The 25,761-nt window shown below is 60.8% G+C and carries 24 protein-coding genes and 1 pseudogene; 7 read left to right on the forward strand and 18 right to left on the reverse strand.

Features of this window, described 5'->3' with window-relative positions:
- Positions 1-37: 37 nt before the first annotated feature.
- Positions 38-478, reverse strand: a complete 441-nt coding sequence (locus MRY17_RS24695; RefSeq protein WP_243353013.1) for a DUF4399 domain-containing protein — start codon at positions 476-478, stop codon at positions 38-40.
- Between the two features lie 134 nt (positions 479-612).
- On the opposite strand from MRY17_RS24695, the gene MRY17_RS24700 reads away from it, so the two are divergent.
- Positions 613-1,092, forward strand: a complete 480-nt coding sequence (locus MRY17_RS24700) for a transporter substrate-binding domain-containing protein (RefSeq protein ID WP_243353014.1) — start codon at positions 613-615, stop codon at positions 1,090-1,092.
- A gap of 140 nt (positions 1,093-1,232) precedes the next feature.
- Here the strand turns inward: MRY17_RS24700 and MRY17_RS24705 are convergent, their stop codons facing one another.
- Positions 1,233-1,865, reverse strand: a complete 633-nt coding sequence (locus tag MRY17_RS24705) for a 2OG-Fe(II) oxygenase (protein ID WP_181282578.1) — start codon at positions 1,863-1,865, stop codon at positions 1,233-1,235.
- A gap of 131 nt (positions 1,866-1,996) precedes the next feature.
- On the opposite strand from MRY17_RS24705, the gene MRY17_RS24710 reads away from it, so the two are divergent.
- Positions 1,997-2,749 (forward strand): DUF2059 domain-containing protein, encoded by a 753-nt coding sequence (locus MRY17_RS24710; RefSeq protein WP_181282553.1) that lies wholly within the window; start codon positions 1,997-1,999, stop codon positions 2,747-2,749.
- A 105-nt stretch (positions 2,750-2,854) separates the two neighbouring features.
- Here MRY17_RS24710 and MRY17_RS24715 read toward each other — a convergent pair whose 3' ends face one another.
- The gene (locus tag MRY17_RS24715; protein WP_181282579.1) at positions 2,855-3,790 is read right to left on the reverse strand and encodes an alpha/beta hydrolase; all 936 of its coding nucleotides are present in this window, start codon (positions 3,788-3,790) and stop codon (positions 2,855-2,857) included.
- Between the two features lie 99 nt (positions 3,791-3,889).
- Between MRY17_RS24715 and MRY17_RS24720 the strand changes: the two genes are divergently transcribed.
- Both MRY17_RS24720 and MRY17_RS24725 read left to right on the forward strand, forming a co-directional pair.
- A complete protein-coding gene (locus tag MRY17_RS24720; RefSeq protein WP_243353015.1) occupies positions 3,890-4,465 on the forward strand; it encodes a DUF6436 domain-containing protein in 576 nt (191 codons plus the stop codon).
- A 27-nt stretch (positions 4,466-4,492) separates the two neighbouring features.
- Positions 4,493-6,847 (forward strand): penicillin acylase family protein, encoded by a 2,355-nt coding sequence (locus tag MRY17_RS24725; protein WP_243353016.1) that lies wholly within the window; start codon positions 4,493-4,495, stop codon positions 6,845-6,847.
- Between the two features lie 58 nt (positions 6,848-6,905).
- Here the strand turns inward: MRY17_RS24725 and MRY17_RS24730 are convergent.
- Positions 6,906-7,534 (reverse strand): annotated as a pseudogene (locus MRY17_RS24730) (helix-turn-helix domain-containing protein).
- Between the two features lie 272 nt (positions 7,535-7,806).
- Between MRY17_RS24730 and MRY17_RS24735 the strand changes: the two are divergent.
- A complete protein-coding gene (locus tag MRY17_RS24735) occupies positions 7,807-8,448 on the forward strand; it encodes an HD domain-containing protein (RefSeq protein ID WP_243353017.1) in 642 nt (213 codons plus the stop codon).
- Between the two features lie 131 nt (positions 8,449-8,579).
- Here MRY17_RS24735 and MRY17_RS24740 read toward each other — a convergent pair whose 3' ends face one another.
- The 7 genes from MRY17_RS24740 to MRY17_RS24775 form a co-directional block, all read right to left on the reverse strand.
- Entirely contained in the window at positions 8,580-9,464 is an 885-nt protein-coding gene (locus tag MRY17_RS24740) for an ABC transporter permease subunit (protein ID WP_057723417.1), read from the reverse strand.
- Positions 9,461-10,381, reverse strand: a complete 921-nt coding sequence (locus tag MRY17_RS24745) for an ABC transporter permease subunit (RefSeq protein ID WP_124360250.1) — start codon at positions 10,379-10,381, stop codon at positions 9,461-9,463. The genes MRY17_RS24740 and MRY17_RS24745 overlap by 4 nt, the downstream gene beginning before the upstream one ends.
- On the reverse strand, positions 10,378-11,520 hold the full coding sequence (locus tag MRY17_RS24750; protein WP_057723416.1) for an ABC transporter ATP-binding protein: 1,143 nt from the start codon (positions 11,518-11,520) through the stop codon (positions 10,378-10,380). The genes MRY17_RS24745 and MRY17_RS24750 overlap by 4 nt, the downstream gene beginning before the upstream one ends.
- 62 nt (positions 11,521-11,582) lie before the next feature.
- Positions 11,583-12,677, reverse strand: a complete 1,095-nt coding sequence (locus MRY17_RS24755) for a polyamine ABC transporter substrate-binding protein (RefSeq protein WP_191952551.1) — start codon at positions 12,675-12,677, stop codon at positions 11,583-11,585.
- Between the two features lie 220 nt (positions 12,678-12,897).
- Complete coding sequence (locus MRY17_RS24765; protein ID WP_181282581.1) at positions 12,898-13,992, reverse strand: polyamine ABC transporter substrate-binding protein; 1,095 nt, start codon at positions 13,990-13,992, stop codon at positions 12,898-12,900.
- A gap of 150 nt (positions 13,993-14,142) precedes the next feature.
- Positions 14,143-15,507 (reverse strand): aspartate aminotransferase family protein, encoded by a 1,365-nt coding sequence (locus MRY17_RS24770; RefSeq protein WP_181282562.1) that lies wholly within the window; start codon positions 15,505-15,507, stop codon positions 14,143-14,145.
- Positions 15,508-15,565: 58 nt separating this feature from the next.
- Positions 15,566-16,924 carry a glutamine synthetase family protein gene (locus MRY17_RS24775; RefSeq protein ID WP_057723413.1) on the reverse strand — a complete coding sequence of 453 codons (1,359 nt, stop codon included), beginning with the start codon at positions 16,922-16,924 and terminating at the stop codon, positions 15,566-15,568.
- A 597-nt stretch (positions 16,925-17,521) separates the two neighbouring features.
- Here MRY17_RS24775 and MRY17_RS24780 point away from each other — a divergent pair.
- Positions 17,522-18,898 carry a glutamine synthetase family protein gene (locus MRY17_RS24780; RefSeq protein ID WP_003176781.1) on the forward strand — a complete coding sequence of 459 codons (1,377 nt, stop codon included), beginning with the start codon at positions 17,522-17,524 and terminating at the stop codon, positions 18,896-18,898.
- A gap of 222 nt (positions 18,899-19,120) precedes the next feature.
- A complete protein-coding gene (locus MRY17_RS24785) occupies positions 19,121-19,750 on the forward strand; it encodes a TetR/AcrR family transcriptional regulator (RefSeq protein WP_243353018.1) in 630 nt (209 codons plus the stop codon).
- A 125-nt stretch (positions 19,751-19,875) separates the two neighbouring features.
- Here MRY17_RS24785 and MRY17_RS24790 read toward each other — a convergent pair whose 3' ends face one another.
- The 7 genes from MRY17_RS24790 to MRY17_RS24820 all read right to left on the reverse strand — a co-directional run bounded on the left by MRY17_RS24790 (position 19,876) and on the right by MRY17_RS24820 (position 25,507).
- The gene (locus tag MRY17_RS24790) at positions 19,876-20,091 is read right to left on the reverse strand and encodes a TOBE domain-containing protein (protein ID WP_003176783.1); all 216 of its coding nucleotides are present in this window, start codon (positions 20,089-20,091) and stop codon (positions 19,876-19,878) included.
- Positions 20,092-20,110: 19 nt separating this feature from the next.
- Positions 20,111-20,917, reverse strand: coding sequence for an aliphatic sulfonates ABC transporter ATP-binding protein (gene ssuB / locus MRY17_RS24795; protein WP_191952549.1), 807 nt, complete (start codon positions 20,915-20,917; stop codon positions 20,111-20,113).
- A complete protein-coding gene (gene ssuC / locus MRY17_RS24800) occupies positions 20,914-21,702 on the reverse strand; it encodes an aliphatic sulfonate ABC transporter permease SsuC (protein ID WP_057723410.1) in 789 nt (262 codons plus the stop codon). The genes ssuB and ssuC overlap by 4 nt, the downstream gene beginning before the upstream one ends.
- Before the next feature lie 9 nt (positions 21,703-21,711).
- Positions 21,712-22,860 carry an FMNH2-dependent alkanesulfonate monooxygenase gene (ssuD, locus tag MRY17_RS24805; RefSeq protein WP_005792361.1) on the reverse strand — a complete coding sequence of 383 codons (1,149 nt, stop codon included), beginning with the start codon at positions 22,858-22,860 and terminating at the stop codon, positions 21,712-21,714.
- Between the two features lie 25 nt (positions 22,861-22,885).
- Complete coding sequence (locus tag MRY17_RS24810; RefSeq protein WP_243353019.1) at positions 22,886-23,854, reverse strand: sulfonate ABC transporter substrate-binding protein; 969 nt, start codon at positions 23,852-23,854, stop codon at positions 22,886-22,888.
- 96 nt (positions 23,855-23,950) lie between these two features.
- Positions 23,951-24,544 (reverse strand): NADPH-dependent FMN reductase, encoded by a 594-nt coding sequence (ssuE, locus tag MRY17_RS24815; RefSeq protein WP_057723407.1) that lies wholly within the window; start codon positions 24,542-24,544, stop codon positions 23,951-23,953.
- Between the two features lie 324 nt (positions 24,545-24,868).
- Positions 24,869-25,507 carry a peroxiredoxin gene (locus MRY17_RS24820; protein ID WP_017139542.1) on the reverse strand — a complete coding sequence of 213 codons (639 nt, stop codon included), beginning with the start codon at positions 25,505-25,507 and terminating at the stop codon, positions 24,869-24,871.
- Positions 25,508-25,761 lie beyond the last annotated feature (254 nt).

Genomic DNA, 25,761 nt, shown 5'->3' on the forward strand with positions numbered 1-25,761 from the left:
CCCGCCGGGGTCTCCCTTTTTTTTGCCTGAACAAGGCTTACTTGACGTTAATCGTGATGACTTTCGAGGCGACCGTCGGGTTGAACTGCATGTGCAGCTTGTCGCCGGCCACCAGTTGCAAGGTGTGCTTGCCGGGCGTCAGGGTCAGTTCGGTCTCGGTCTGGGCTTTGCCGTAATGGATCACGGTGTCGGTGGCCGGGATCGGCAGTTTCGCATCCGGCAGTTCTTTCTGATCGATCAGCAGATGGTGGTGGCCGGTGTCAGGCGTCTGGTCAGTGGCCGGGGCCAATTTCAGGCCTTCCATGCCGAATTTCACGGTAAAGGTTTTATCGACGGTGGCGCCATCTTTCGGCGAAACGATAAATACCTTGGCACCTTCAGGCGGAGCGCTACGCGGGATACCGTCAGCGGCGGTCGCCAACATCGAAGCGCCCAGCAACAGGCTGGCCAGGGTTGCACGGGACAAAAGGGCTTTCATTCGCTTCTCCAGTTTTTCGGTGAAATCTGTAGGGTTATGACAACTTCGCGGCAAATTGCTGTCCAAGGCACTCGACACCATAGCAAAACGATGCTGAACAGCGCCTCGTACAATCGAATTCCTTAGGAGTGACCATGCGCTTCTCGCCTGGCCTGTTACTGTTGCTTCCCCTTCTGAGCCCGTGGGCTCACGCCGAACTGATCGACGACGTCAACGATCGCGGTGAACTGCGCATCGCCCTCGAAGCCAACACCCCGCCCTTCAACTTCAAGGAAGGCGACAAGCTCACCGGCTTTGAAGTGGAACTGGGCGAGCAACTGGCCAAGGAAATGGACGTACGCTCCTCGTTTATCACCACCGATGATGCCGACCTGCTGAACGGCGTGGCGACCGGTAAATACGATGTGGCAATCAACCATATCGCTATGACTGCCGAGCTGGAGGATCGTTTCGATTTCAGCGCCGCGTATAACGACAAACCTGAACTGGCGATTCCGTTTCAGAAGGGCAACCCTGCGTTCAAGAGCAGCCTGGACGGGGCGTTGAAACGGGTGAAGGACGATGGTCGGTTAAAGGCGCTGGAAGAGAAGTGGCTCGACGGGAATACGCGATAACCCATGTGGGAGGGGGCTTGCCCCCGATGGCGGGGTGTCAGCCACAAATCAGCTGACTGACCCACTGCTATCGGGGGCAAGCCCCTTCCCACATTTGTTCCAGGCAAGACTTGAGGGATGGGTCAGAGCCTTTTGCCTGCTCAGAACGGCTCGTTGCCCCGTCGGCGAAACCAGCCGGTCAGGGACAGGCGCTCGCGGGTAGCAGGCAGCACTTCATGGGGCACCTCGCCCGACAGGAACACCACCAGGCTGCCGCCGGTGGGCACCACGTCATGTTCGATGCCGCCCTTGAGGTACATGCGCAACTGGCCACCGTGTTCGGGCAGCCAGGCGTCGTTCAAATAGATCACGGCCGAGACCATGCGCCGGTCATCGTCGCGAAAGCGGTCCAGGTGCTTGAGGTAGAACGCCCCGGGCGGATACAGCGCGAAGTGGCTTTCGAAGTCCTCCAGGCCGAGGAACAGACCACGGTTCATCGCCAGGCGCAGGCTGTCCATCACTGCCATGTAGGTGTCGCAGACGGCGGCGTCGCCCTCTTCCAGCCATTGGATATGATCGCCGCGAATCCCCTCGCGAATTTCCTGGGCCGGCCCGCGCCCCACCGCCGCCGGGGCCAGTTCACCTTCGGCCGCACGTTTACGGCACTCAGCCGCCAACTCCAGGGTCAGAGCCTGGGGCAGGAAGGCATTCTGCTGCGACCAGCCTTTTTCGGCCAGGTCGTCGACAATGCGTTGCAGCAGTGGGTGATCGAGGGGTGTTTGCATGGCGCGCATAGTATCCATACGCCTGTGAATCCGACAGCGCCGTCGAGCGTCTGAATACACTTTAGTCAGGCGACTGATAGGACTTCTCGACAAATCCTACGCCCGACACGGACAATAGTGGCCGACTGACAGGAGTCCTTATGCGTCGTTTGTTTTTTTCCTTGCTGATGTTCTGCGTTTTGCCCGCCTGGGCAGACGGCCATGACCAGTTATACAAAGTCGCCGGCTGGGCCGAACAACGTGCGCACTTCAACGACGCCCTCACTGGCGCACAGCAGCGCTACCGTAACAGCCTGCCGCCGGCGGTGTACCAGGCGCTGGTGGACAACAGCAGCAAACGCTTCGCCGCCCAGGCCATGGACCAGCGTGCCGAAGCGCAATTGCGCAAGCACCTGGCGGACCCGAAACCGGCCCTCGCGTTTTTCCAATCGCCTCTTGGCCGCAAGATTGTCGCCGCCGAGCTGCTCGCCACGCGTCGCGACCAATTGGCGAAAAACGCTCAGGGCCTGCCGAAAATCCAGGCCGACGCCACCCGCAGTCTGATCATCGGCCACCTGGCCCAGGCCCTGCCCGCGCGTGAAGCCGGCGCCGAAGTCAGCCTGGCGATTGCCGGCGTGGCGGCGGACAGCCTGAGCCAGATGATCCCCGGCCTGTTGGGCGGCGGTCAGGCCCAGGGCATGTTGAATGGGCAGCGTGAGCGCTTGATGCAGCAGATCGACAAGGATCTGAATAACACGCTGCTGTACGTCTATCGGGACTTGTCCGATCCGGAGCTGGAAGAGTTCGCGACGTTTGCCGAATCGCCGGAGGGGAAGGCGTATTACCAGGCGGCGCTGGCGGCCATCCGTGCGGGATTGGCTGTCGGCCAGAGCACCTCAAGCCTGGCGCAGTAATAAAATGTGGGAGGGGGCTTGCCCCCGATTGCGGTGGATCAGCTACACATAAGTTGACTGACACACCGCTATCGGGGGCAAGCCCCCTCCCACATTTGGATTGTGTCAGGTCAGGTGGTTCGTCAAGTATCGGAAGTATTCTTCGCGAATCTCGGGGATCTCATTGGCCAGATGATGCCGGCCGCGCTTGAGCATCAACACCTCGGGCTGATCGAACTTACTGCGCAGTACCTGCAAGTTGTACTGCCAGTCCACCGTCATATCCTCCTCGCCCTGCACGATCACTGGGCGCCGAGCGCTGCGCGGTGCGGCTTCGATGCGTTTGATCCAGCGCGCCAGTGCGCCCACCCAGGCGGTGGGCAGTTGGCGCGGCTGCAACGGGTCGGCTTCGAGAAAAGGTCTGAATGCCGGATCGTTGGAGTTATCGCTGAAACGCCGCGCGATGCCTTTGACAAACGGGCGCAGCAAGTAATAGCTGAGCTGCGACCAACCCCAGGCTCGCGGACGCACCAGGGGCGAAAGTAGAAACGTCTTGCCCTGGGCAGGGCTTTCGTTGCCGTGGTTGAGCAGGTGGTCAACCACGATTGCGCCGCCGGTGCTTTGCCCGAACAGGTGCCAGGGTTGCGGCAGTTGCAGCGCCTTGGCCTCGACAAACAGCGCCTGCACCACGTCCTGATACACCGCAAACTCGTCGATGCTGGCCCGTGTGCCGCTGGACAGGCCATGGCCCGGCAGGTCGCAGGCGATCACGACAAAACCCTGCCCCAGCGCCCAATCCACGGCATGACGATACAGCCCCATGTGGTCGTAGAAGCCGTGGAACATGAACATCGTCGCCACCGGCGCCGAAGGCCACCACACTTGCGCAACCACCTCGAACCCGGCCACCTCCATACGCCCCAGGCGGCTCGTGGCTTGGCGTGACGGCAGGTCCAACCCGTAGAACCGCTGGTACACCCGCGCCTCGGCTGACAGCGGCTGCGCTTCCACCAGGGGCCGCAAGCTTTCGCGCAGATGATCAGGGTCAAAGGTGACGGGCATAAAGGCTTCCAGACTGGCGGTGAAGATGAAGATCGAGCTGCGATATTCATCTGTCAGGACAAGCATGGCAAGCTACGCGACCTGCGAGGATACCTCTGAATGCGACAACCCCACCGCACTGCCCTGTTCGCCAGCCTGGTGCTGATCATCTGCGCCGGCGCGCTGTGGGCCGCACTTGACTGGTTCCAGGGCCGTTACCTGCGCGCCTTCAGCGAGCATACGGCGGTGTTTTCAGGCGATGCGCTGCAACTGCCCGCCGCGCTCAGCGGCCCTGGCCCGATTCGCCTGGTGCACTTCTGGGACCCGGCCTGCCCGTGCAATGTCGGTAACCAGCAGCACCTGGGCGAGCTGATCGAGCACTACGCGCCGCAAGGCGTCGAGTTCTACGCCCTGCAAAAAGCCGGCAGCCACGGCGTCCTGCCGGACAACCTGCGCCGGATGAAAACCCTCGACGCCCTGCCCGGCGCCGATCAGGTACCGGCCAGCCCGGCCGTGGGCATTTGGGATCGTACGGGCAAGTTGGCGTATTTCGGGCCGTACAGCGAAGGGCTGACCTGCAATGCCGGCAACAGCTTTATCGAGCCGATCCTCAAGGCCCTGCAAGCGGGCCGCGAAATCAACGCCACTCACACCCTCGCGGTGGGCTGCTATTGTTCGTGGCCTGAGCAACCGTAGTCTGTCCATTCTGGATAAGGAAAGTCGATGAAGCGTGTCTTGCAGGCTCTTGTGGTGCTGGTTGTGCTGGTCGCCCTTGGCGCCGGCGTGTACGTCTACAGCAAGCAACCCACCCGCCAGGGCACGGTCACGCTGGCACACCTGCAAGGCTCGGTCACCGTGCGCTACGACGACCGTGGCGTGCCGCATATCCGCGCCGAGAACGAGGCCGACCTGTACCGCGCGCTGGGCTACGTGCATGCCCAGGACCGGTTGTTCCAGATGGAAATCATGCGCCGCCTGGCCCGTGGCGAACTGGCCGAAGTGCTGGGGCCCAAGCTGCTGGAGACCGACAAGCTGTTTCGCAGCCTGCGCATTCGCGAGCGCGCCCTGAGCTACGTCGAGCACATGAACCGTGACTCGGCCGCCTGGAAGGCGCTGCAAGCCTACCTGGACGGCGTCAACCAGTATCAGGCCAGCCACGCCAGCCCGATGGAGTTCGATGTACTGGGCATTCCCAAGCGGCCCTTCACTGCCGAGGACTCCATCAGTGTCGCCGGGTATATGGCCTACAGCTTTGCCGCAGCCTTTCGTACCGAACCGGTGCTGACTTACGTGCGCGACCAGTTGGGCAGCGATTACCTCAAGGTGTTCGACCTGGACTGGCAACCCAAAGGCGCACTCAACCTGGCAGCCGGCGACTGGAAAAACCTCGGTGCCCTCGCCCGCCTGAGCGAGCAGGCCCTGGCCGATAACGGCCTGCCGCAGTTCGAGGGCAGCAACGCCTGGGCCATCAGCGGCAACCGTACCAAAAGCGGCAAGCCGTTATTGGCCGGCGATCCGCATATTCGTTTTTCGGTGCCGTCGGTGTGGTACGAGGCGCAGCTGTCGGCGCCCGGCTTTGAGTTGTATGGCTATCACAACGCGCTGGTGCCGGTGGCATTCCTGGGACACAACCTGGATTTCGGCTGGAGCCTGACCATGTTCCAGAACGACGACCTCGACCTGATTGCCGAGAAGGTCAACCCGGCCAACCCCAACCAGGTCTGGTACCACGGCGAGTGGGTCGACATGAGCAGCAGCGAACAGCAAATCCAGGTCAAGGGTCAGGCCCCGGTCACGCTGACCCTGCGCCGCTCACCCCACGGGCCGATCGTCAATGACGTACTCGGTGAAAACGCCGGCGCCACGCCGATTGCCATGTGGTGGGCGTTCCTCGATACAGAAAACCCGATTCTCGAGGGCTTCTACCAGCTCAACCGCGCCGACACCCTGGCCAAGGCACGCGCTGCGGCGGCCAAGGTATCGGCGCCGGGCCTGAATATCGTGTGGGCCAATGCCAAGGGCGATATCGGCTGGTGGGCGGCGGCGCAGTTGCCGATACGCCCGGCCGGCGTCAACCCGGGGTTCATCCTCGACGGCAGTACCGCCCAGGCCGACAAGCTGGGCTTCTACCCGTTCAGCGCCAACCCCCAGGAAGAAAACCCGGCGCGCGGCTACGTGGTCTCCGCCAACGCCCAGCCGGCCTCGCCTACCGGCATGCAAATCCCCGGCTATTACAACCTGGCCGACCGTGGCCAGCAGTTGAATGCGCAGTTGAGCGACAATCGCGTGAAGTGGGATGTGGACAACAGCCAGGCCCTGCAACTGGGCACCACCACCGCCTTTGGCCCGCGACTGCTGGCGCCGCTGTTGCCGGTGCTGCGCGAGGTGGTCACAGACCCGGCGCAGTTGAAGCTGGTGGAACAACTGGCAAGTTGGAAAGGCGATTACCCGCTGGACTCCACCAGCGCGACCCTGTTCAACCAGTTGCTGTTCAACCTCGCTGATGCGACCTTCCACCCGAAACTGGGCGACGCCCTGTTCAAGACGCTGCTCGGCACCCGCGTGATCGACGCGGCCCTGCCACGCCTGGCCGCCACGCCGGATTCGCCCTGGTGGAACGGCACGCGGGCCGACACCGTCAAGCTGGCCTGGGACAACAGCCTGGCGCACCTGAAAGCCACCTTTGGCGATGACCCGTCCCAGTGGCAGTGGGGCAAAGCGCACACCCTGACCCACGGCCACCCGCTGGGCATGCAGAAACCGCTGGACAAGCTCTTCAACGTCGGCCCCTTCGCGGCACCGGGCAGCCACGAAGTGCCAAACAACCAGACCGCCCTGATCGGCCCGGCACCCTGGCCGGTGACCTACGGCCCTTCGACCCGCCGCCTGATCGACTTCGCCGACCCGGCCCATGCCCTCACCATCAACCCGGTGGGGCAAAGCGGCGTGCCGTTTGATGCGCACTACAGCGACCAGGCGCAAACCTATATCGAAGGCGGGTACGAGCAGGCGCATTTCAGCGAGGAAGAGATCACGGCGAATACCCGTGGCACCTTGAAGCTGTTGCCTGCCAGATAGCTATGTTGCACTCGGTCAAAATGTGGGAGGGGGCTTGCCCCCGATGGCGGTGGGTCAGTCACATAGGTGCTGACTGACACTCCCTCATCGGGGGCAAGCCCCCTCCCACATTTACGGCGAAATTCAGCCTGAACTGCTGCGGCGTCACGCCCAGCCGGCGATTGAACACACTGCGCATGTGCTGGGCGTCGCGAAACCCACATTGATAGGCCACGGTTTTCAACGGCGCATGAGTGCTTTCGAGCATCACCCGCGCCGCGTCCACGCGCGCCCTCTCGACAAACTCCGCTGGCGTGATCCGCGCTTCACGGGCGAACACCCGGGAGAAATTGCGCGCGCTCATATTGGCTGCCCTGGCCAGGTCGGCAATCCCCAAATCCCCGGTCAGGTTCGCCAGCACGTACAACTGCACCAGCGCCACCGCCGAGGTGGTATCGGCATGGGGCGTGAGGAACGGGCTGAACTGCGACTGGCCGCCCGCACGCTGGGTGAACACGACCAGGCGCTTGGCCACGCTCACAAACCGTTCGAGCACGCCATAGTGCCATGGCCGAGGCCAATGACTTCCAGGCGGTAATGCGCTTCGGGCGCCAGGAAGCGGTTGGCCTCGCAGAACACATCCATCGGCCCGGTCACATCCAGTGACTGGACACCGGGGAAGATCAGGATGGCGACGGTTTTGCTCATGGTCAGACACGCCTTTTTTCCAACTGGATAAACACAAATCCCCTGTGGGAGGGGGCTTGCCCCCGATAGCGGTGGGTCAGTTCATCAGATGCCGACTGGCACTCCCTCATCGGGGGCAAGCCCCCTCCCACATTTGGATTGTCGCAGGCCTTACCCTAGCCGATTTTGCCTTGGCACGATGTGGTGGCACATTGGCCGAGAACGTTCCATCGTTGCGATGGCTCCATCGCGCACGCGCAACGAGACTGGACGCTTTCCAGAGGAGCGCCACCATGAACACCACCATCGCCGGCATCAAAATCCCCGACAGCGCCCTGGCCAGGGCCACCACCGAGTACATCCGCGACATCGAATCCGACCTGCTCTACCACCACTCCCGTCGAGTATTCCTGTTCGGCGCCTTGAGCGGTGAGCGCAAGCAACTGGCCTACAACCCGGAGCTGCTGTACGTCGGCGCGATGTTCCACGACCTCGGCCTGGTGGAAGGCCATCGCAGCGACAATGAGCGCTTTGAAGTGGACGGCGCCAACGCAGCGGCCGCCTTTCTCAAGCCGTATGGTCTGAGCGACGACGATATCGAACAGGTGTGGCTGTCCATCGCCCTGCACACCACGCCAGGCGTGCCGCAGCATTTGCGCCCCACCGTGGCGCTGGTCACCGCAGGGGTGGAGATGGACGTGCTGGGCCTGGACTACGCCGCATTTACCACGGTGCAGCGCGAAGCGGTGGTGCATGCGCATCCACGCGGTGAGGGGTTCAAGGAATGCATCATCTGCGCGTTCGCCGACGGCTTGCGCCACCGCCCGCAGACCACGTTTGGCAACGTGAAGACCGATGTGCTGGTGGATCAGGAGCCGGGGTTCAGGCCGATGAACTTTGTCGAGGTGATTCGCCAGTCGCCGTGGTCAGCTTAACCAGCCTGAAATGCAATCAAAATGTGGGAGGGGGCTTGCCCCCGATAGCGGAGTGTCAGCCAAAGATTAGCTGGCTGACACACTGCAATCGGGGGCAAGCCCCCTCCCACATTTTTACCCAGTTCCGGCAGTTAGACCGGGGCTGGGGCGCGGCGCTTGTCCGGCTGCTGCCAGCCATCCGCCGCGGCCTCTTCGATGGCTTGCTGGATGGCTTTCTTGCGATGCTCTTCGGCACGGCGGCTGAAGAACCACACCAGGAAAGTCACCAGCGACACCGCCAGCAGGATCAGGCTCGCCACCGCGTTGATCTCGGGTTTGACCCCGAGACGCACCGCCGAAAACACTTCCATCGGCAAGGTGGTCGAACCCGGGCCCGATACGAAGCTGGCCAGTACCAGGTCGTCCAGGGACAGCGCGAACGACATCATGCCGCCCGCCGCCAGCGATGGCGCGATCATCGGAATGGTGATCAGGAAGAACACCTTCCACGGCCGTGCCCCCAGATCCATCGCCGCTTCTTCGATCGACAGGTCCAGCTCACGCAGGCGCGCCGACACCACCACCGCCACATAGGCCGCGCAGAACGTGGTGTGGGCGATCCAGATGGTCACGATGCCACGTTCCTGGGGCCAGCCGATCATCTGCGCCATGGCCACGAACAGCAGCAACAGCGACAGACCAGTGATCACTTCCGGCATCACCAGCGGTGCGGTCACCAGGCCGCCGAACAGCGTACGGCCCTTGAACTGACTGATGCGCGTCAGCACGAACGCCGCCAGCGTACCCAGCGCCACCGCCGCCACCGCCGTGTAGCAGGCGATTTCCAGCGAACGCGCCACCGAGCCCATCAACTGGGTGTTGTCCAGCAGGCCCACGTACCACTTGATCGACCAACCGCCCCACACCGTCACCAGCTTGGATTCGTTGAACGAGTAGATCACCAGGATCAGCATCGGCAGGTAGATGAACAACAAGCCCACGACCAGCATGAAGCTGGAGAAACGAAAGCGCTTCATATCTTGCCCTCCAGCTCTTTGGCCTGGCTGCGGTTGAACAGGATGATCGGCACGATCAGGATCGCCAGCATCACCACCGCAAGGGCAGACGCCACCGGCCAGTCACGGTTGTTGAAGAACTCTTGCCACAACACCTTACCGATCATCAGAGTTTCCGGGCCGCCGAGCAGTTCCGGGATCACGAACTCGCCCACCACCGGGATAAACACCAGCATGCAGCCGGCGATGATGCCGTTCTTGGACAACGGCACGGTGATTTTCCAGAAGCTGTTGAAGGTGCTCGAACCCAGGTCAGATGCCGCTTCCAGCAGGCTCTGGTCATGCTTCACCAGGTTGGCGTACAACGGCAGGATCATGAACGGCAGGTAGGAATAGACCACGCCGATATACACCGCGATGTTGGTGTTAAGGATCTGCAGCGGTTCGCTGATCAGCCCCATCGACATCAAAAAGCCGTTGAGCAAGCCGTTGTTGCTGAGGATGCCCATCCACGCATAGACGCGGATCAGGATTGCGGTCCAGGTCGGCATCATGATCAGCAGCACCAGCACGGTTTGCATTTCTTTGCGTGCGGTGGCAATGGCGTAGGCCATCGGATAGCCGATCAGCAGGCACAGCAGCGTGCTGAAGAATGCCATCTTCAACGAGCCCAGGTACGCGGCGATGTACAACTCGTCGCCCGCCAGCAAGCTGTAGTTGGCCAGGTTCAGCACCACTTGCAGCTTCTGCTCAACGTAGGTGTAGATCTCGGTGTAGGGCGGGATCGCCACGTCGGCTTCGGCAAAGCTGATTTTCAATACGATGAAAAACGGCAGTGCGAAAAACAGGAACAGCCAGAGGAAGGGAATCCCGATGACCACCTGCTTGCCACTGGGCACGATGCGATCCAAGCGCCGCTTGAATTTCTTCATGTTCATGAGCGAAGTACCACGCCGCTGTCGTCTTCCCACCATACGTAGACCTGGTCACCCCAGGTGGGGCGCTGGCCACGACGCTCGGCATTGGCTACGAAAGACTGCACCAGCTTGCCGCTCGGCAGTTCCACGTAGAACACCGAGTGGCCGCCCAGGTAGGCGATGTCGTGCACCTTGCCGCTGGACCAGTTGTGCTCGCAGGTCGGCATTTGGGTGGTGACCAGCAGTTTTTCCGGGCGAATCGCGTAGGTCACCGACTTGTCTTCCACCGAAGTGGCGATGCCGTAGCCGACGTAGATATCGCGGTCCAGGTCCGGGCACTTGAGCACGGCGTGGCCTTCGGCGTCGTCCACCACCTGAGTGTCGAAGATGTTGACGTTGCCGATGAACTCGCACACCAGGCGGCTGGTAGGGGTTTCGTAGATGTCGATCGGGCTGCCGATCTGGGCGATCCAGCCCAGGTGCATGATCGCGATGCGCTCGGCCATGGTCATGGCCTCTTCCTGGTCGTGGGTCACCATCACGCAGGTCACGCCGACGCGTTCGATGATCTCCACCAGCTCCAGCTGCATCTGCGAACGCAGCTTCTTGTCCAGCGCCCCCATCGGCTCATCGAGCAGCAGCAGTTTCGGGCGCTTGGCCAGGGAACGGGCCAGGGCCACACGCTGGCGCTGGCCGCCGGACAGTTGGTGCGGCTTGCGCTTGGCGTACTGGCTCATCTGCACCAGCTTGAGCATCTCGGCCACGCGGGCGTCGACCTCGGCCTTGGGGATCTTGTCCTGTTGCAGGCCGAACGCGATGTTCTGCGCCACGGTCATGTGCGGGAACAGTGCGTAGGACTGGAACATCATGTTAATCGGCCGCTCGTAGGGCGGCATGTCGGTGATGTCCACTCCGTCGAGGTAGATGCGGCCTTCAGTCGGGCGCTCGAAGCCTGCGAGCATGCGCAGCAGGGTGGACTTGCCCGAACCCGAACCGCCGAGCAGGGCGAAAATCTCGCCTTTCTTGATTTCCAGGGACACATCGTCCACGGCAATCGTCTCGTCGAACTTCTTCGTGACCCGGTCGATTTTGACCAGCACCTTTTTCGGTGTCTGGTCGCCCTCGAGGGCTTTCTTGTAGGCGCCGGAGGCAACTGCCATTTACGAAACTCCCAACAAATTTGCAGTTCGCCCCAGGTGAGCGAACTTGGATAGTTTGAGCCTTACTTGCCCGTCTTGACCTTGGTCCAGCTACGGGTCATCAAACGTTGCACTTTCGGGGGCAACTCGAAGTTGACGAATGTCCGGTCGAGTACCGCCTGCGGTGGGTAAACCGCTGCGTCGGTGCGTATCGATTGCTCCATCAGCGTGTCCGACCCGGGGTTGGGGTTGGCGTAACCGACGTAATCACTGACCTGGGCGATCACCTCAGGCTGCAGCAAATAGTTGATGAACGCGTGGGCTTCCTTGACGTTGGCGGCGTCCTTGGGAATCGCCAGCACGTCAAACCACAGGTTGCCGCCTTCCTTGGGAATCGCGTAGGCGATATTCACGCCTTTGCCCGCCTCGGCCGCGCGGGCCTTGGCCTGGAACACATCGCCGGAAAAACCGGCGGCCACGCAGATATTGCCGTTGGCCAGGTCCGAGATGTATTTGGAGGAATGGAAGTAGGTCACGTAGGGACGTACTTTCAGCAGTTTTTCTTCGGCCTTCTTGTAGTCGGCCGGGTTGGTACTGTTCGGGTCCAGGCCCATGTAGTTGAGGACTGCGGGCAGCATTTCATCCGCCGAATCCATGAATGAAACACCGCAGCTGGCGAGTTTCTTCATGTTTTCCGGCTCGAACAGCACGGCCCAGGAATCGATATGGTCGACACCCAGCACTTCCTTCACTTTATCGACGTTGTAGCCGATGCCATTGGTGCCCCACAGGTACGGCACGGCGTACGCATTGCCCGGGTCGTTCTTTTCCAGGCGCTTGAGCAACGCCGGGTCGAGGTTGGCGTAGTTCGTCAGCAATGACTTATCGAGCTTCTGGAACGCCCCGGCCTTGATCTGCTTGCCCAGGAAGTGGTTGGACGGCACCACCACGTCGTAGCCGGTACGCCCGGCGAGCAGCTTGCCTTCCAGGGTTTCGTTGGAATCGAACACGTCATACACGGGCTTGATGCCGGTGGCCTTTTCGAAATTGGCCAGTGTGTCGGGGCCGATGTAATCCGACCAGTTATAAACATGCACAGTCGGTGCGGCCTGCACGCTGACAGCCAGCGTGATCCCTGCACCCACCAGCAAGGCTTTGCGAAATAAAGAAATTGGCAAGTGGAGGTCCTCTTAAATAGTTGGGGCCTTGAAGTTGTTGCCCGGCAACAAAACCGGCGCGCAACTTACCCTCGATAAACCGATCCGGCAAAACTTTCTGTCATTTAACTGTAGGAGCGAGCTTGCTCGCGAAGATCGTCAACGATCATGCGGGGTATCAGGCACCCCGCAGCGTTCTTGAATTTTTCGCGAGCAAGCTCGCTCCTACAGGGTTTTTGCGTTACTTGCCGGATTTGATCTTGGTCCAGCTGCGTGTCATTTCACGCTGGGTTGCAGCCGGCAGGTCGGCAATGGCGTAGAGCTTGGCCTGCACGTCCGCTGGTGGGTAGATGCCCGGGTCGCTGGTGATGTCTTTGTCGACCAGTGCGGTGGCTTTCTCGTTACCGTTCGGGAAGCGCACGCTGTTGGTGATCGAAGCCATCACTTCCGGCTTGAGCAGGTAGTTCATGAACGCGTAGGCGGCATCGACGTTTTCAGCATCTTTCGGGATGGCGACCATGTCGAAGAAGCTGCCGGCACCTTCTTTCGGAATGTCGTAGGCCACCTTGACCTTGCCACCGGCTTCAGCCGCACGGGACTTGGCCTGCTGGATGTCCCCCGAGTAACCCACGGCCACGCAGATGTTGCCGTTGGCCAGGTCCGAGATGTACTTGGACGAGTGGAAGTAGCCAATCGAAGGACGGATTTTCAGGAACAGGTCTTCGGCTTGCTTGAGATCGGCTTTTTTCTGGGTGTCGGTCGGCAGGCCCAGGTAATGCAGCGCGATCGGCAGCATTTCGGTCGGCGAGTCGAGGAAGCTCACGCCGCAGCTTTTCAGCTTGGCGATGTTTTCCGGCTTCATCAGCACGTCCCACGAGTCGATCTTGTCCACGCCCAGCGCGGCCTTGACCTTCTCCGGGTTGTAGCCGATACCGATGGAGCCCCACATGTACGGGAACGCGTGCTTGTTGTCCGGGTCACTGACCGACACGGCCTTGAGCAGGGATTTGTTCAGGTTGCTGTACTCAGGCAGCTTGGACCTGTCCAGCTCCTGGTAGACGCCGGCCTTGATCTGCTTGGCGAGGAAGTTGTTCGACGGTACGACGATGTCATAGCCGGACTTGCCTGCCAGCAACTTGGCTTCCAGGGTCTCGTTGCTGTCGAAAACGTCGTACACCACCTTGATGCCCGACTCTTTTTCGAAGTTGGCGATGGTGTCCGGTGCGATGTAGTCGGACCAGTTGTAGACGTGCAGCACTTTATTGTCCGCCTGGGCCGCGCCCGCCATTGCGCCCATCAGGGACAAGGCGAGGAGGGTCTTGCCAGCGTTTTTCAAACCTAATGCCTTCATTGGGTGATGCTCCGATTTTTTCTTTTTTGGGCCGCACGTTGTATATGTTTCGGGCCCAGCCAAAGGGCGACAAAACAGGACGACAGTCTGGCAAGTTCCGGGGCCCGCTTTCAACCGGCCCCCACATTTATCTACTCAGTCCTGCAATGCCGCCAACGTCAGGTCCAGGCACTGGCGGGCCTTGGTCACCAGCTCGTCGATTTCCGCCTTGCTGATCACCAGCGGCGGCGAAATGATCATGGTATCGCCCACGGCGCGCATGATCAGGCCATTCTCGAAGCAGAAGGTTCGGCAAATCATGCCGGCGCCCTTCCCTTCATGACGCTTGCGCGTGGCCTTGTCCTGCACCAGCTCGATTGCACCGAGCATGCCCACCCCGCGCACCTCGCCCACCAGTGGATGGTCCGCCAGTTCCCGCAGACGTTTCTGCAAATACGGTGCCGTTTCTTCATGCACGCGGCTGACGATTTTTTCATCGCGCAGGATGCGGATGTTTTCCAAAGCCACCGCCGCCGCCACCGGGTGCCCGGAATAGGTGAAACCGTGGTTGAAATCGCCGCCTTCGTTGAGCACGGCCACCACGTCGTCGTGCACGATCAGGCCGCCCATGGGGACGTAGCCGGAAGTCAGGCCCTTGGCGATGGTCATCATGTGGGGCTTGAGGTCGTAGAAATCGCTGCCGAACCACTGGCCGGTACGGCCGAAGCCGCAGATCACTTCGTCGGCGACAAACAGGATGTCGTACTTGGCAAGGATTTCCTTGATGCGCGGCCAGTAAGTCTCAGGCGGCACGATCACCCCACCGGCGCCCTGGATCGGCTCGGCAATAAAGGCACCGACGTTGTCCACGCCCAGTTCCAGGATCTTCTCTTCCAGCTGGTTGGCCGCCCAGATGCCGAACTCGTCGGGGCTCATGTCGCCGCCTTCGCCAAACCAGTAAGGCTGGGCGATGTGGGTGATGCCTGGAATCGGCAGGTCGCCCTGTTCATGCATATAGGTCATGCCGCCCAGGCTGGCGCCGGCCACGGTGGAGCCGTGGTAGCCGTTCTTGCGGCTGATGATGGTTTTTTTGTTGGGCTGGCCCTTGATCGCCCAGTAGTGGCGGACCATGCGCAACATGGTGTCGTTGCCTTCGGAGCCGGAACCGGTGAAGAACACGTGGTTCATGCCGGCCGGTGCGACGTCGGAAATGACTTTGGCCAGTTCGAGTACCGGCGGGTGAGCGGTCTGGAAGAACAGGTTGTAGTACGGCAGTTCTTTCATCTGTCTGGCGGCGGCGTCAGCCAGTTCATCGCGACCGTAACCGATCGCCACGCACCACAGGCCGGCCATGCCGTCGAGGATCTTGTTGCCTTCGCTGTCCCACAGGTAAACGCCGTGGGCTTTGGTGATGATCCTTGGGCCTTTCTCTTTCAATTGCTTGAAGTCGCTGAACGGCGCGAGGTGGTGATCATTGCTCAAGGCTTGCCATTCACGGGTTTGCGGGTTGTTGCTGGACATACCGATCTCCTAGACGTTTCGGTGAAGGGCGCGCCGTGTGCAGGGCGCGCCCGGCGCATCAGACGGCAAAGAGCAGGAATTCCCGCTCCCACGAACTGATCACGCGCTTGAAGTTTTCATGCTCGGCCCGCTTGACCGCGACGTAGCCTGTGATGAATTTCTGACCCAGGTATTTTTCGATGGTCTTGCTGTTTTCCATGCGTTCCAGCGCATCTTCGATGGTCAACGGCAGACGCAGGTTGCGCCGCTCGTAGCCACGGCCCACCACAGGTGCGCTCGGGTTATGGCCTTCGACCATGCCGATATAGCCGCACAGCAAGCTGGCGGCAATCGCCAGGTACGGGTTGGCATCGGCGCCCGGCAAACGGTTTTCCACGCGGCGGTTCTGCGGGCCGGCATCCGGTACGCGCAGGCCCACGGTGCGGTTTTCCTCACCCCATTCCACGTTCACCGGCGCCGAGGTGTCGGGCAGGAAGCGGCGGAATGAATTCACGTTGGGGGCGAATAAAGGCAGCAATTCAGGAATGAATTTCTGCAGGCCGCCAATGTGGTTGAGGAACAGCTGGCTCATGCTCCCGTCTTCGTTGGAGAAGACGTTCTTGCCGGTGGCGATGTCAATGATGCTCTGGTGCAGATGCATCGCACTGCCGGGCTCGCCGGTCATGGGCTTGGCCATGAAGGTGGCGGCCACGTTGTGCTTGAGCGCGGCTTCACGCATGGTGCGCTTGAACACCAGGATCTGGTCGGCCAGGGACAGCGCATCGCCGTGACGGAAGTTGATTTCCATCTGTGCGGTGCCGTCTTCGTGGATCAATGTATCGAGGTCCAGCTCCTGCAGTTCGCACCAGTCGTAGACGTCTTCGAACAGCGGGTCGAATTCGTTGGCGGCTTCTATGGAAAATGACTGGCGACCGGTTTCCGGGCGACCGGAACGGCCAATCGGCGGCTGCAGCGGGAAGTCCGGGTCTTCGCAGCGCTTGGTCAGGTAGAACTCCATCTCCGGCGCCACGATGGGCTGCCAGCCGCGGTCGGCGTAGAGCTTGAGGACTTTCTTGAGTACGTTGCGCGGCGACAGCTCGATCGGGTTGCCTTGCTTGTCGTAGGTGTCGTGAATCACCTGGGCGGTCGGCTCGATGGCCCAGGGCACCAGGAATACCGCGTTCTGGTCGGGGCGGCAGATCATGTCGATGTCGGCCGGGTCGAGCAATTCGTAATAGATGTCGTCTTCGACATAGTCCCCGGTCACGGTCTGCAACAGAACGCTCTCGGGCAGGCGCATACCTTTTTCTGCGATGAACTTGTTGGTCGGCGAGATCTTGCCCCGGGTGATACCGGTGAGGTCGCCAATCATGCATTCGACTTCTGTGATCTTATGGTCTTTCAACCAATCGGTGAGCTGGTCGAGGTTGTTACTCATAAATGCCTCTGGGCTGGGTTTCCTGGCATCCGTTAAAGACCAGGCGTTGGTTGACGCAGCATCCGCGTCGTTTGTTCATTCAGGGTAGGAGCTTACCTGCCATTTGCTGCAACGTTGCATTCCTCACGCCAAACTTGTGCACAATTATGATCGGCACGGCGAATGAGGGCCGGTCAGCGGCGCAGGAATGGGTAAAGGGGAGATCGGACGGGCCGTCAAGAATATTGGCCGCTGCGTGAGCATTCACGCGGGACGAACGGACTGCGGACAACACCTGGCTGATGCAGGCGCAGACGCCGATTGGCGGCAGGTGAAACATGAAGCACCCCGGTATTATTGCTGTTATGGGTTTGAATCGAGCTTAGCCTTGTTCATTTTTTTACACAACACCCCCGTAAAAAATACAACACGGCCCGCTCAAGCCTGCTGGTCCCAAGACTGTGAAACCCAAAAAACCGCCCCAAAAAGCCCCAAAAAAGGCGCCGTGGCGCTTTTTCAGGGCAAAAAAGCCCTTGCTTGACTTCGGCATGCCGTTCGGGTTGACTGAAACCAGAAAAGATCAATGATTGATATTTTTAACAACAAAGGTGTTGCATCATGTCGGTACCCCCGCGTGCCGTTCAGCTTAACGAAGCGAACGCGTTCCTTAAGGATCATCCTGAGGTTCTGTACGTAGACCTTCTAATTGCGGATATGAATGGTGTGGTGCGCGGCAAGCGCATCGAACGCACCAGCCTCCACAAGGTTTACGAGAAGGGCATTAACCTGCCTGCCTCTTTATTTGCCCTGGATATCAACGGCTCTACGGTGGAAAGCACCGGCCTGGGCCTGGACATCGGTGATGCTGACCGAATCTGTTATCCAATCCCCGACACCCTGTGCAATGAGCCCTGGCAAAAGCGCCCAACCGCGCAACTGCTGATGACCATGCACGAACTGGAGGGTGAACCCTTCTTCGCCGACCCTCGCGAAGTACTGCGCCAAGTCGTGAGCAAGTTCGACGACATGGGCCTGACCATCTGCGCCGCCTTCGAGCTTGAGTTCTACCTGATCGACCAGGAGAACGTGAACGGCCGCCCACAACCGCCGCGCTCGCCGATCTCCGGCAAACGCCCGCACTCGACACAGGTCTACCTGATCGACGACCTCGACGAATACGTCGACTGCCTCCAGGACATCCTGGAAGGTGCCAAAGAGCAAGGCATCCCGGCCGATGCCATCGTCAAGGAAAGTGCCCCGGCGCAGTTCGAAGTGAACCTGCACCACGTCGCCGACCCGATCAAGGCCTGCGACTACGCGGTACTGCTCAAGCGCCTGATCAAGAACATCGCCTACGACCATGAGATGGACACCACCTTCATGGCCAAGCCTTACCCAGGCCAGGCAGGCAATGGTTTGCACGTACACATCTCCATTCTGGACAAGGACGGCAAGAACATTTTTGCCAGCGAGGATCCCGAGCAGAACGCCGCATTGCGTCACGCGATCGGCGGTGTGCTCGAGACCCTGCCCGCCCAGATGGCGTTCCTGTGCCCTAACGTGAACTCCTACCGTCGTTTCGGTGCTCAGTTCTATGTACCGAACTCACCGTGCTGGGGCCTGGATAACCGCACCGTGGCGATTCGCGTACCGACCGGCTCGTCCGATGCCGTACGTATCGAACACCGCGTGGCCGGCGCCGATGCCAACCCTTACCTGCTGATGGCCTCGGTCCTGGCAGGCGTGCACCACGGTCTGACCAACAAGATCGAACCTGGCGCACCGGTGGAAGGCAACAGCTACGAGCAGAACGAACAAAGCCTGCCGAACAACCTGCGTGATGCACTGCGCGAGTTGGACGACAGCGAGGTAATGGCCAAGTACATCGATCCTAAATACATCGATATCTTTGTGGCCTGTAAGGAAAGTGAGCTGGAGGAGTTCGAACACTCCATCTCCGACCTTGAGTACAACTGGTATCTGCATACCGTGTAAGCGGTTGCAGTATTGAAGAAACGCCACAGGCTTCAGGGTCTGTGGCGTTTTTTTATGGGGTTATCGAGGGAGACCGAGTCGGCCTCATCGGGGGCAAGCCCCCTCCCACAGTTAGATTTGTGAATACATTCAAGTGTGGGAGGGGGCTTGCCCCCGATGGCGGTCTGGCAGACAACAAAGATTCCTGCTCATACAATGCCCGCTGCCTTGTAGGAGACTTCCATGACAACCCGCCCCGCCGCCCCTCGCAAACCCCGCGCCCGCAGCCAGGCCCGGATCGACGCGATCCTGGACGCCGCCCGCGTCTTGCTGGCAGCCGACGGCGTGGCCGGTTTATCGATCTACAGCGTGGCCGAACGGGCGCAGATCCCGCCATCGTCGGTGTACCACTTTTTCGCCAGCGTGCCGGCACTGCTGGAAGCGTTGACCGCCGATGTGCACGCGGCCTTTCGCGCGGCCATTCAGGCGCCCATCGAACACGACTCGCTCAAGACCTGGCGTGACCTGTCCTGCATCGTCGAGCAGCGCATGCTCGCGATCTACAGCCATGACGCCGCCGCGCGCCAGTTGATCCTGGCACAGCACGGGTTGACTGAAGTGACGCAGGCCGATCGTCAGCACGATCTGGAATTGGGCGACTTGATGTTGGAGGTGTTCAACCGCCACTTCGAAGTGCCGACGCTACCGAGCGATGTGGACGTGTTCGCCCTGGCCCTTGAATTGAGCGACCGCGTGTATGCGCGCTCGGTGCATCAGCATGGGCTGATTACGTCGCGCATGGCGGAGGAAGGGATGCGGGTGTTTGATGCGTATGTGGGGCTTTATCTGCCTGCGTATTTGCCCAAGCGCTGAGTCTTGTGTTGGCTGGGCCGGCCTCATCGGGGGCAAGTCGAATCGTCGCACCGCCCTCCCACATTTAGATCTGTGAATACATTCAAAGTGGGAGGGGGCTTGCCCCCGATAGCGGTCTGAAGCAGTCACAGCTTGGCAATCGACACCTCAGTCGATTTCACAAAGGCAATCACCTCGCTGCCAATCACCAGCTCAAGCTCTTTCACCGAGCGCGTGGTGATCACCGAGGTGACAATACCCGAGGCCGTCTGCACATCGATCTCCGACAACACATCGCCCACTACGATTTCCTTGATGGTGCCCTTGAACTGGTTACGCACATTGATGGCTTTGATAGTCATGATGGTTTTCCTGTGTAGTTTATTGAGCCCAACGCAATTGCGTCGGCAGCGGTGAAACAGGTTCGGGTTCCGGCGGTGAGCCGGGCAGTGACAGCACGCGATTGAGCACTTCGGCCTCCAGCGCAGCCAGGCGATGTGAGCCCCGGGCACGCGGGCGTGGCAGGTCGACGTTCAGGTCGAGGCCGATTTCGCCGTCTTCGATCAGGATCACCCGGTCGGCAATGGCCACGGCTTCGCTGACGTCATGGGTGACCAGCAACACGGTGAAGCCGTGCTTCTGCCAGAGGTTTTCGATCAGTTGCTGCATCTCGATACGGGTCAAGGCATCCAGCGCGCCCAATGGCTCGTCGAGCAACAGCAGGCGCGGCTGGTGAATCAAGGCGCGCGCCAGGGCGACGCGCTGCTTCTGCCCACCGGACAAGGCCGCCGGCCACTCATCGGCACGCTCGGCCAGGCCCACCGCCTCCAGCGCTTGCAACGCCCTGGGGCGCCAGTTGCCCTTGAGGCCCAGGCCGACGTTGTCGATGATCTTCTTCCACGGCAACAGGCGCGCTTCCTGGAACATCAACCGCGTGTCTTCGATCGCCTCGTGCAGCGGCGCGGAGCCCGCCAGCAGCTCGCCGCCACTGGCTTTATCCAGGCCCGCCAGCAGGCGCAGCAAGGTACTTTTACCGCAACCGCTGCGGCCGACCACGGCCACGAACTGGCCGGCGGGAATATGCAGGTCGATTTCCTTGAGCACTTCGCGAGCGCCAAAGGACTTGCGCAATTTGCGCACCGCCAGGGGAATACCCTTGAGCAGGCGCGGGGGTTGTTGAGCCGTCATGCCGCACCTCCCTTGTTCACTTGATACGCCGGATGCCAGCGCAGCCATACCCGCTCCAGGCCACGCGCCGCCAGGTCGGCCAGCTTGCCGAGGATCGCGTACATCACGATGGCCAGCACCACCACGTCGGTTTGCAGAAATTCACGGGCATTCATCGCCAGGTAACCGATGCCGGAACTGGCCGAGATGGTTTCCGCCACGATCAGCGTCAACCACATGAAGCCCAGGGCAAAGCGCACGCCCACCAGGATCGACGGCAATGCACCCGGCAGAATCACTTGCCAGAACAGGCTGAAGCCGGACAAACCGTAGCTGCGCGACATTTCCACCAACGCCGGGTCGACGTTGCGGATGCCGTGGTAGGTGTTCAGGTAGATCGGGAACAGCGTGCCCAGGGCCACCAGGAAAATCTTCGCGGTCTCGTCAATCCCGAACCACAGGATCACCAATGGAATCAGGGCCAGGTGCGGCACGTTGCGGATCATCTGCACCGAGCTGTCGAGCAAACGTTCGCCCCACTTAGACAGGCCGGTGATAAAGCCCAGGGCCAGGCCGATGCTGCCACCGATCACAAAGCCCAGGCCCGCGCGCCAGCCGCTGATAGCCAGGTGCGTCCAGATTTCGCCGCTGCGGACCAGATGGATGCCGGCCTCGATGACCGCACTGGGCGCCGGCAGAATACGCGTCGACAACCACCCTGCCGTGACCGACAACTGCCACACCGCCAGCAATAGAATCGGCAGCACCCAGGGCGCCACGCGATGGCTGAGTTTCTCAAGGTTCATGGCGCCGCCTCAGCTCTGCGATGCAGCTTTGGGAAGGATGTCGTTGGCCACCATCTCACCGAACGGGCTGACGTAGCCGGCGCTTTTCGGCAGTTCGGGTCGTTCGATATCCAGGTGCGGGAACAGCAACTCGGCAACCCGATACGACTCTTCCAGGTGCGGATAGCCGGAAAATATAAAGGTGTCGATGCCCAGGTCCGCGTACTCCTTGACCCGCGCCGCAACCGTCGGGCCATCGCCCACCAGCGCAGTGCCCGCGCCGCCGCGCACCAGCCCGACCCCGGCCCACAGATTGGGACTGACTTCCAGGTTGTCGCGACTGCCGCCGTGCAAGGCCGCCATGCGCTGCTGGCCCACCGAATCGAAGCGCGCCAGGGACGCCTGGGCGCGGGCGATGGTGTCGTCGTCCAGGTGGGAGATCAGTTTATCGGCGGCTTTCCAGGCCTCCTCGTTGGTTTCACGCACGATCACGTGCAAACGAATGCCGAAGCGCAGGGTGCGTCCGAGCTTTTCAGCCTTGGCCCGCACCTGGGCGATCTTTTCCGCCACCGCTGCCGGTGGTTCGCCCCAGGTCAGCACCATTTCCACTTGCTCGGCCGCCAGGTCCTGGGCCGCCTCGGACGAACCGCCAAAATACAGCGGCGGGCGTGGCTGCTGGACCGGCGGGTAGAGCAACTTGGCACCTTTGACGCTGATGTGCTCGCCGTCGTAATCCACGGTCTCGCCTTCGAGCACCCGACGCCAGATGCGGGTGAACTCCACCGAGGCCTGATAGCGCTCTTCATGACTGAGGAACAAGCCGTCGCCGGCCAGCTCTTCCGGGTCACCGCCGGTCACCAGGTTGAACAGTGCGCGGCCACCGGACAGGCGGTCCAGTGTCGCGGCCTGACGTGCGGCCACCGTCGGGGAAATGATCCCGGGCCGCAGCGCGACTAGAAATTTCAACCGCTGGGTCACGGGAATCAGCGAGGCGGCCACCAGCCAGGAGTCTTCGCAGGAACGCCCGGTGGGGATCAACACCCCACCGAAGCCCAGGCGGTCAGCGGCCTGTGCCACTTGTTGCAGGTAACCGTGATCGACGGCGCGAGCGCCTTCGGCGGTGCCAAGGTAGTGACCGTCGCCATGGGTAGGCAGGAACCAGAAAATATTGAGGCTCATGGAGTTGTCTCCTGAAGAAGTCGGATTACGGCGCTTTGGCAACAGCGGCGGGTGGGGTCCAGATCACGTCCTTGATACTCAAGGGTTTGGGAATCAATTTGAGCTGGTAGAAGGCGTCGGCGATTTTCTGCTGGGCCGCGACCACTTCCGGCGTCAGGAACAGCGCGCCGTAGCCCTGGCGTTTCACCGAGGTCAGGGTGATATCAGCCGGCAGGCCGAGCAGCGGCGCGACCTGGTCAGTCACTTGCTGCGGGTTGGCCTTGGACCATTCGCCCACGGCGCGCACTTCTTCCACCAGCGCCTTGATCACCTCGGGATGCTGTTCGGCGTAGGGCTTGGTGGCGAGGTAGAACTGGTGGTTGTCGGCAATGCCGGTGCCGTCGCGCAGGGTGCGCGCTTGCAGCTGTTTCTCGGCGGCGGCCTGGTACGGGTCCCAGATCACCCAGCCGTCCACGCTGCCGCGTTCGAAGGCGGCGCGGGCATCGGCGGGCGGCAGGAACACGGTTTTCACGTCGGTGTATTTGAGGCCGGCATCTTCCAGGGCACGCACCAGCAGGTAATGCACGTTGGAGCCTTTGTTCAAGACAACGGTTTTGCCCTTGAGCTCAGCCACCGACTTGATCGTTGAATCTTTCGGCACCAGGATCGCTTCACTGGTCGGCGCCGGCGGCTCGTAGGCCACGTACAGCAGATCCGCACCGGCGGCCTGGGCGAATACCGGCGGGGTTTCGCCGGTGACGCCAAAGTCAATGGAACCGACATTCAGGCCCTCAAGCAGTTGCGGGCCACCTGGGAATTCGGTCCATTGCACCTGCACGCCCTGCGCGGCCAGACGTTTTTCCAGCGAGCCCTTGGCCTTGAGCAGCACCAGCGTGCCGTATTTCTGATAACCGATCCGCAGGGTTTCTGCGGCGTGGGCTTGAACGATGGCGCCGAAGGACACAGCCGCAGCAAACAGTGCGACCAGACCGCGACGCAAAATGACAGTGCGCATGGCGCTCTCTCCAAATATGCGAGTGGGGTATTGGCTGCACCTGCTTGGCCGTTGGCGGCTGAGTAAGGTGAGTGTTTCCAGATGTCGGGGTAAGGCTCAAATGCTCCAGCGGGCACTCAACAAGCGTTCGTTCAACACATGTGGGTCCAACGGTTTCGGGCGGCGGGCCATGGCGCTGTAAAACTGCTCCAGGGCTTCCTGCAAACGCTGTTCAAGCACCGGCACCAACTGCGCCTGGGCACTGCCTTCGCCGTAGGCGATCTGGCTGTCTTCGGCGAAAATCCCGTGGAGCAATTCCTGCGCTTTGAGCGCCGACAACACGGGTTTGAGGGCGTAATCCACCGCCAGCATGTGCGCGATGCTGCCGCCAGTGGCCATCGGCAACACCACCTTGTGGGCCAGGGCACGCTCGGGCAGTAAGTCGAGTACCGTCTTCAATGCGCCGGAGAACGACGCCTTGTACACCGGCGTGGCGATCACCAGGCCATCGGCATTCGCCACTTGCTGCAACAGGTCGATGACCTTGGGGCTGTCGAACCGCGCGTGCAGCAGGTCTTCGGCCGGGAAGTCGCGGATCTGGTAACTCACCACTTCCACGCCTTGGTCTTGCAGCCATTGACGGGTTTTCTCCAGCAAGACCCCGGAGCGGGAACGCTGACTGGGACTGCCTCCAAGTGTTACAACCAGCATGTAGGGAATTCCTTGAGCAAGTGTCGGCGGTTCGCTGTGTAGCGATGACGCCAAGATGGAACAGACCTTAGCAGCAGATTTATATATCTTTAAATCTTATTTATTCATTTGTTTATTCCATAAAAACATATGCGCGAAACAGATCGCCACGCAAAAAAAAAGGCCATCGAAATGGCCTGAAAACCCCTGCTTGAAATGCGCTCAACATGTGGGAGGGGGCTTGCCCCCGATAGCGGTGGGTCAGCTAAATATTTGGTAACTGAGGCACCGTAATCGGGGGCAAGCCCCCTCCCACACTGGTCCTGTTTCCAGATTTGACCTGCGTTAACGGTTGGGTTGTGGGGTAAGGCGCAGGTACGGCTTCACCGCGCGATAGCCCTTCGGAAAGCGTTGCTTGATCTCTTCTTCATCCTTGAGCGACGGCACGATCACCACTTCGTCCCCGTCCTGCCAGTTGGCCGGGGTGGCGACCTTATGGTTGTCGGTCAACTGCAGCGAGTCGATCACCCGCAGGATTTCGTGGAAGTTACGGCCGGTACTGGCCGGGTAGGTAATGGTCAGGCGGATCTTCTTGTTCGGGTCGATCACGAACAGGGAGCGCACGGTGAGGGTGTCGCTGGCGTTGGGGTGGATCAGGTCGTAGAGGTCCGACACCTTGCGGTCGGCATCGGCCAGGATCGGGAAATTGACGACCGTGTTCTGGGTTTCGTTGATGTCTTCGATCCACTTGTGGTGCGAGTCCACCGGGTCCACCGACAGCGCAATGGCCTTGACGCCGCGCTGGGCGAATTCATCCTTGAGTTTGGCGGTGAAGCCCAACTCAGTGGTGCACACCGGGGTGAAGTCCGCTGGATGGGAGAACAGCACGCCCCAGCTATCGCCCAGCCATTCGTGGAAACGAATCTTGCCGGCGCTGGAATCCTGTTCGAAGTCGGGGGCGATATCGCCCAGTCTTAGGCTCATGGTGTGGCTCCTGATGAGTGCTTATGGAGCCCACTGTGCATGGAACGGAGATAATTTAAAAAGAATAAATATCGATTTATCTAGACGATAAACGAATATTAAAAATCTGTTCATTGGACGTGATCAGCACTGAGGAGCACCATCGTTTCCAAGGTTCGAGAAGGCCTTGAGACGCTGCACAAAGAGGGTTCAGGAAGGGCTTGCGGGGGTTGAGCCCGACTTGAAAGGCAAGACACCCTGCCCGGCATTGCGCC

It is taken from the genome of Pseudomonas orientalis (assembly GCF_022807995.1).
Taxonomy (GTDB): Bacteria; Pseudomonadota; Gammaproteobacteria; order Pseudomonadales; family Pseudomonadaceae; genus Aquipseudomonas; species Aquipseudomonas orientalis_B.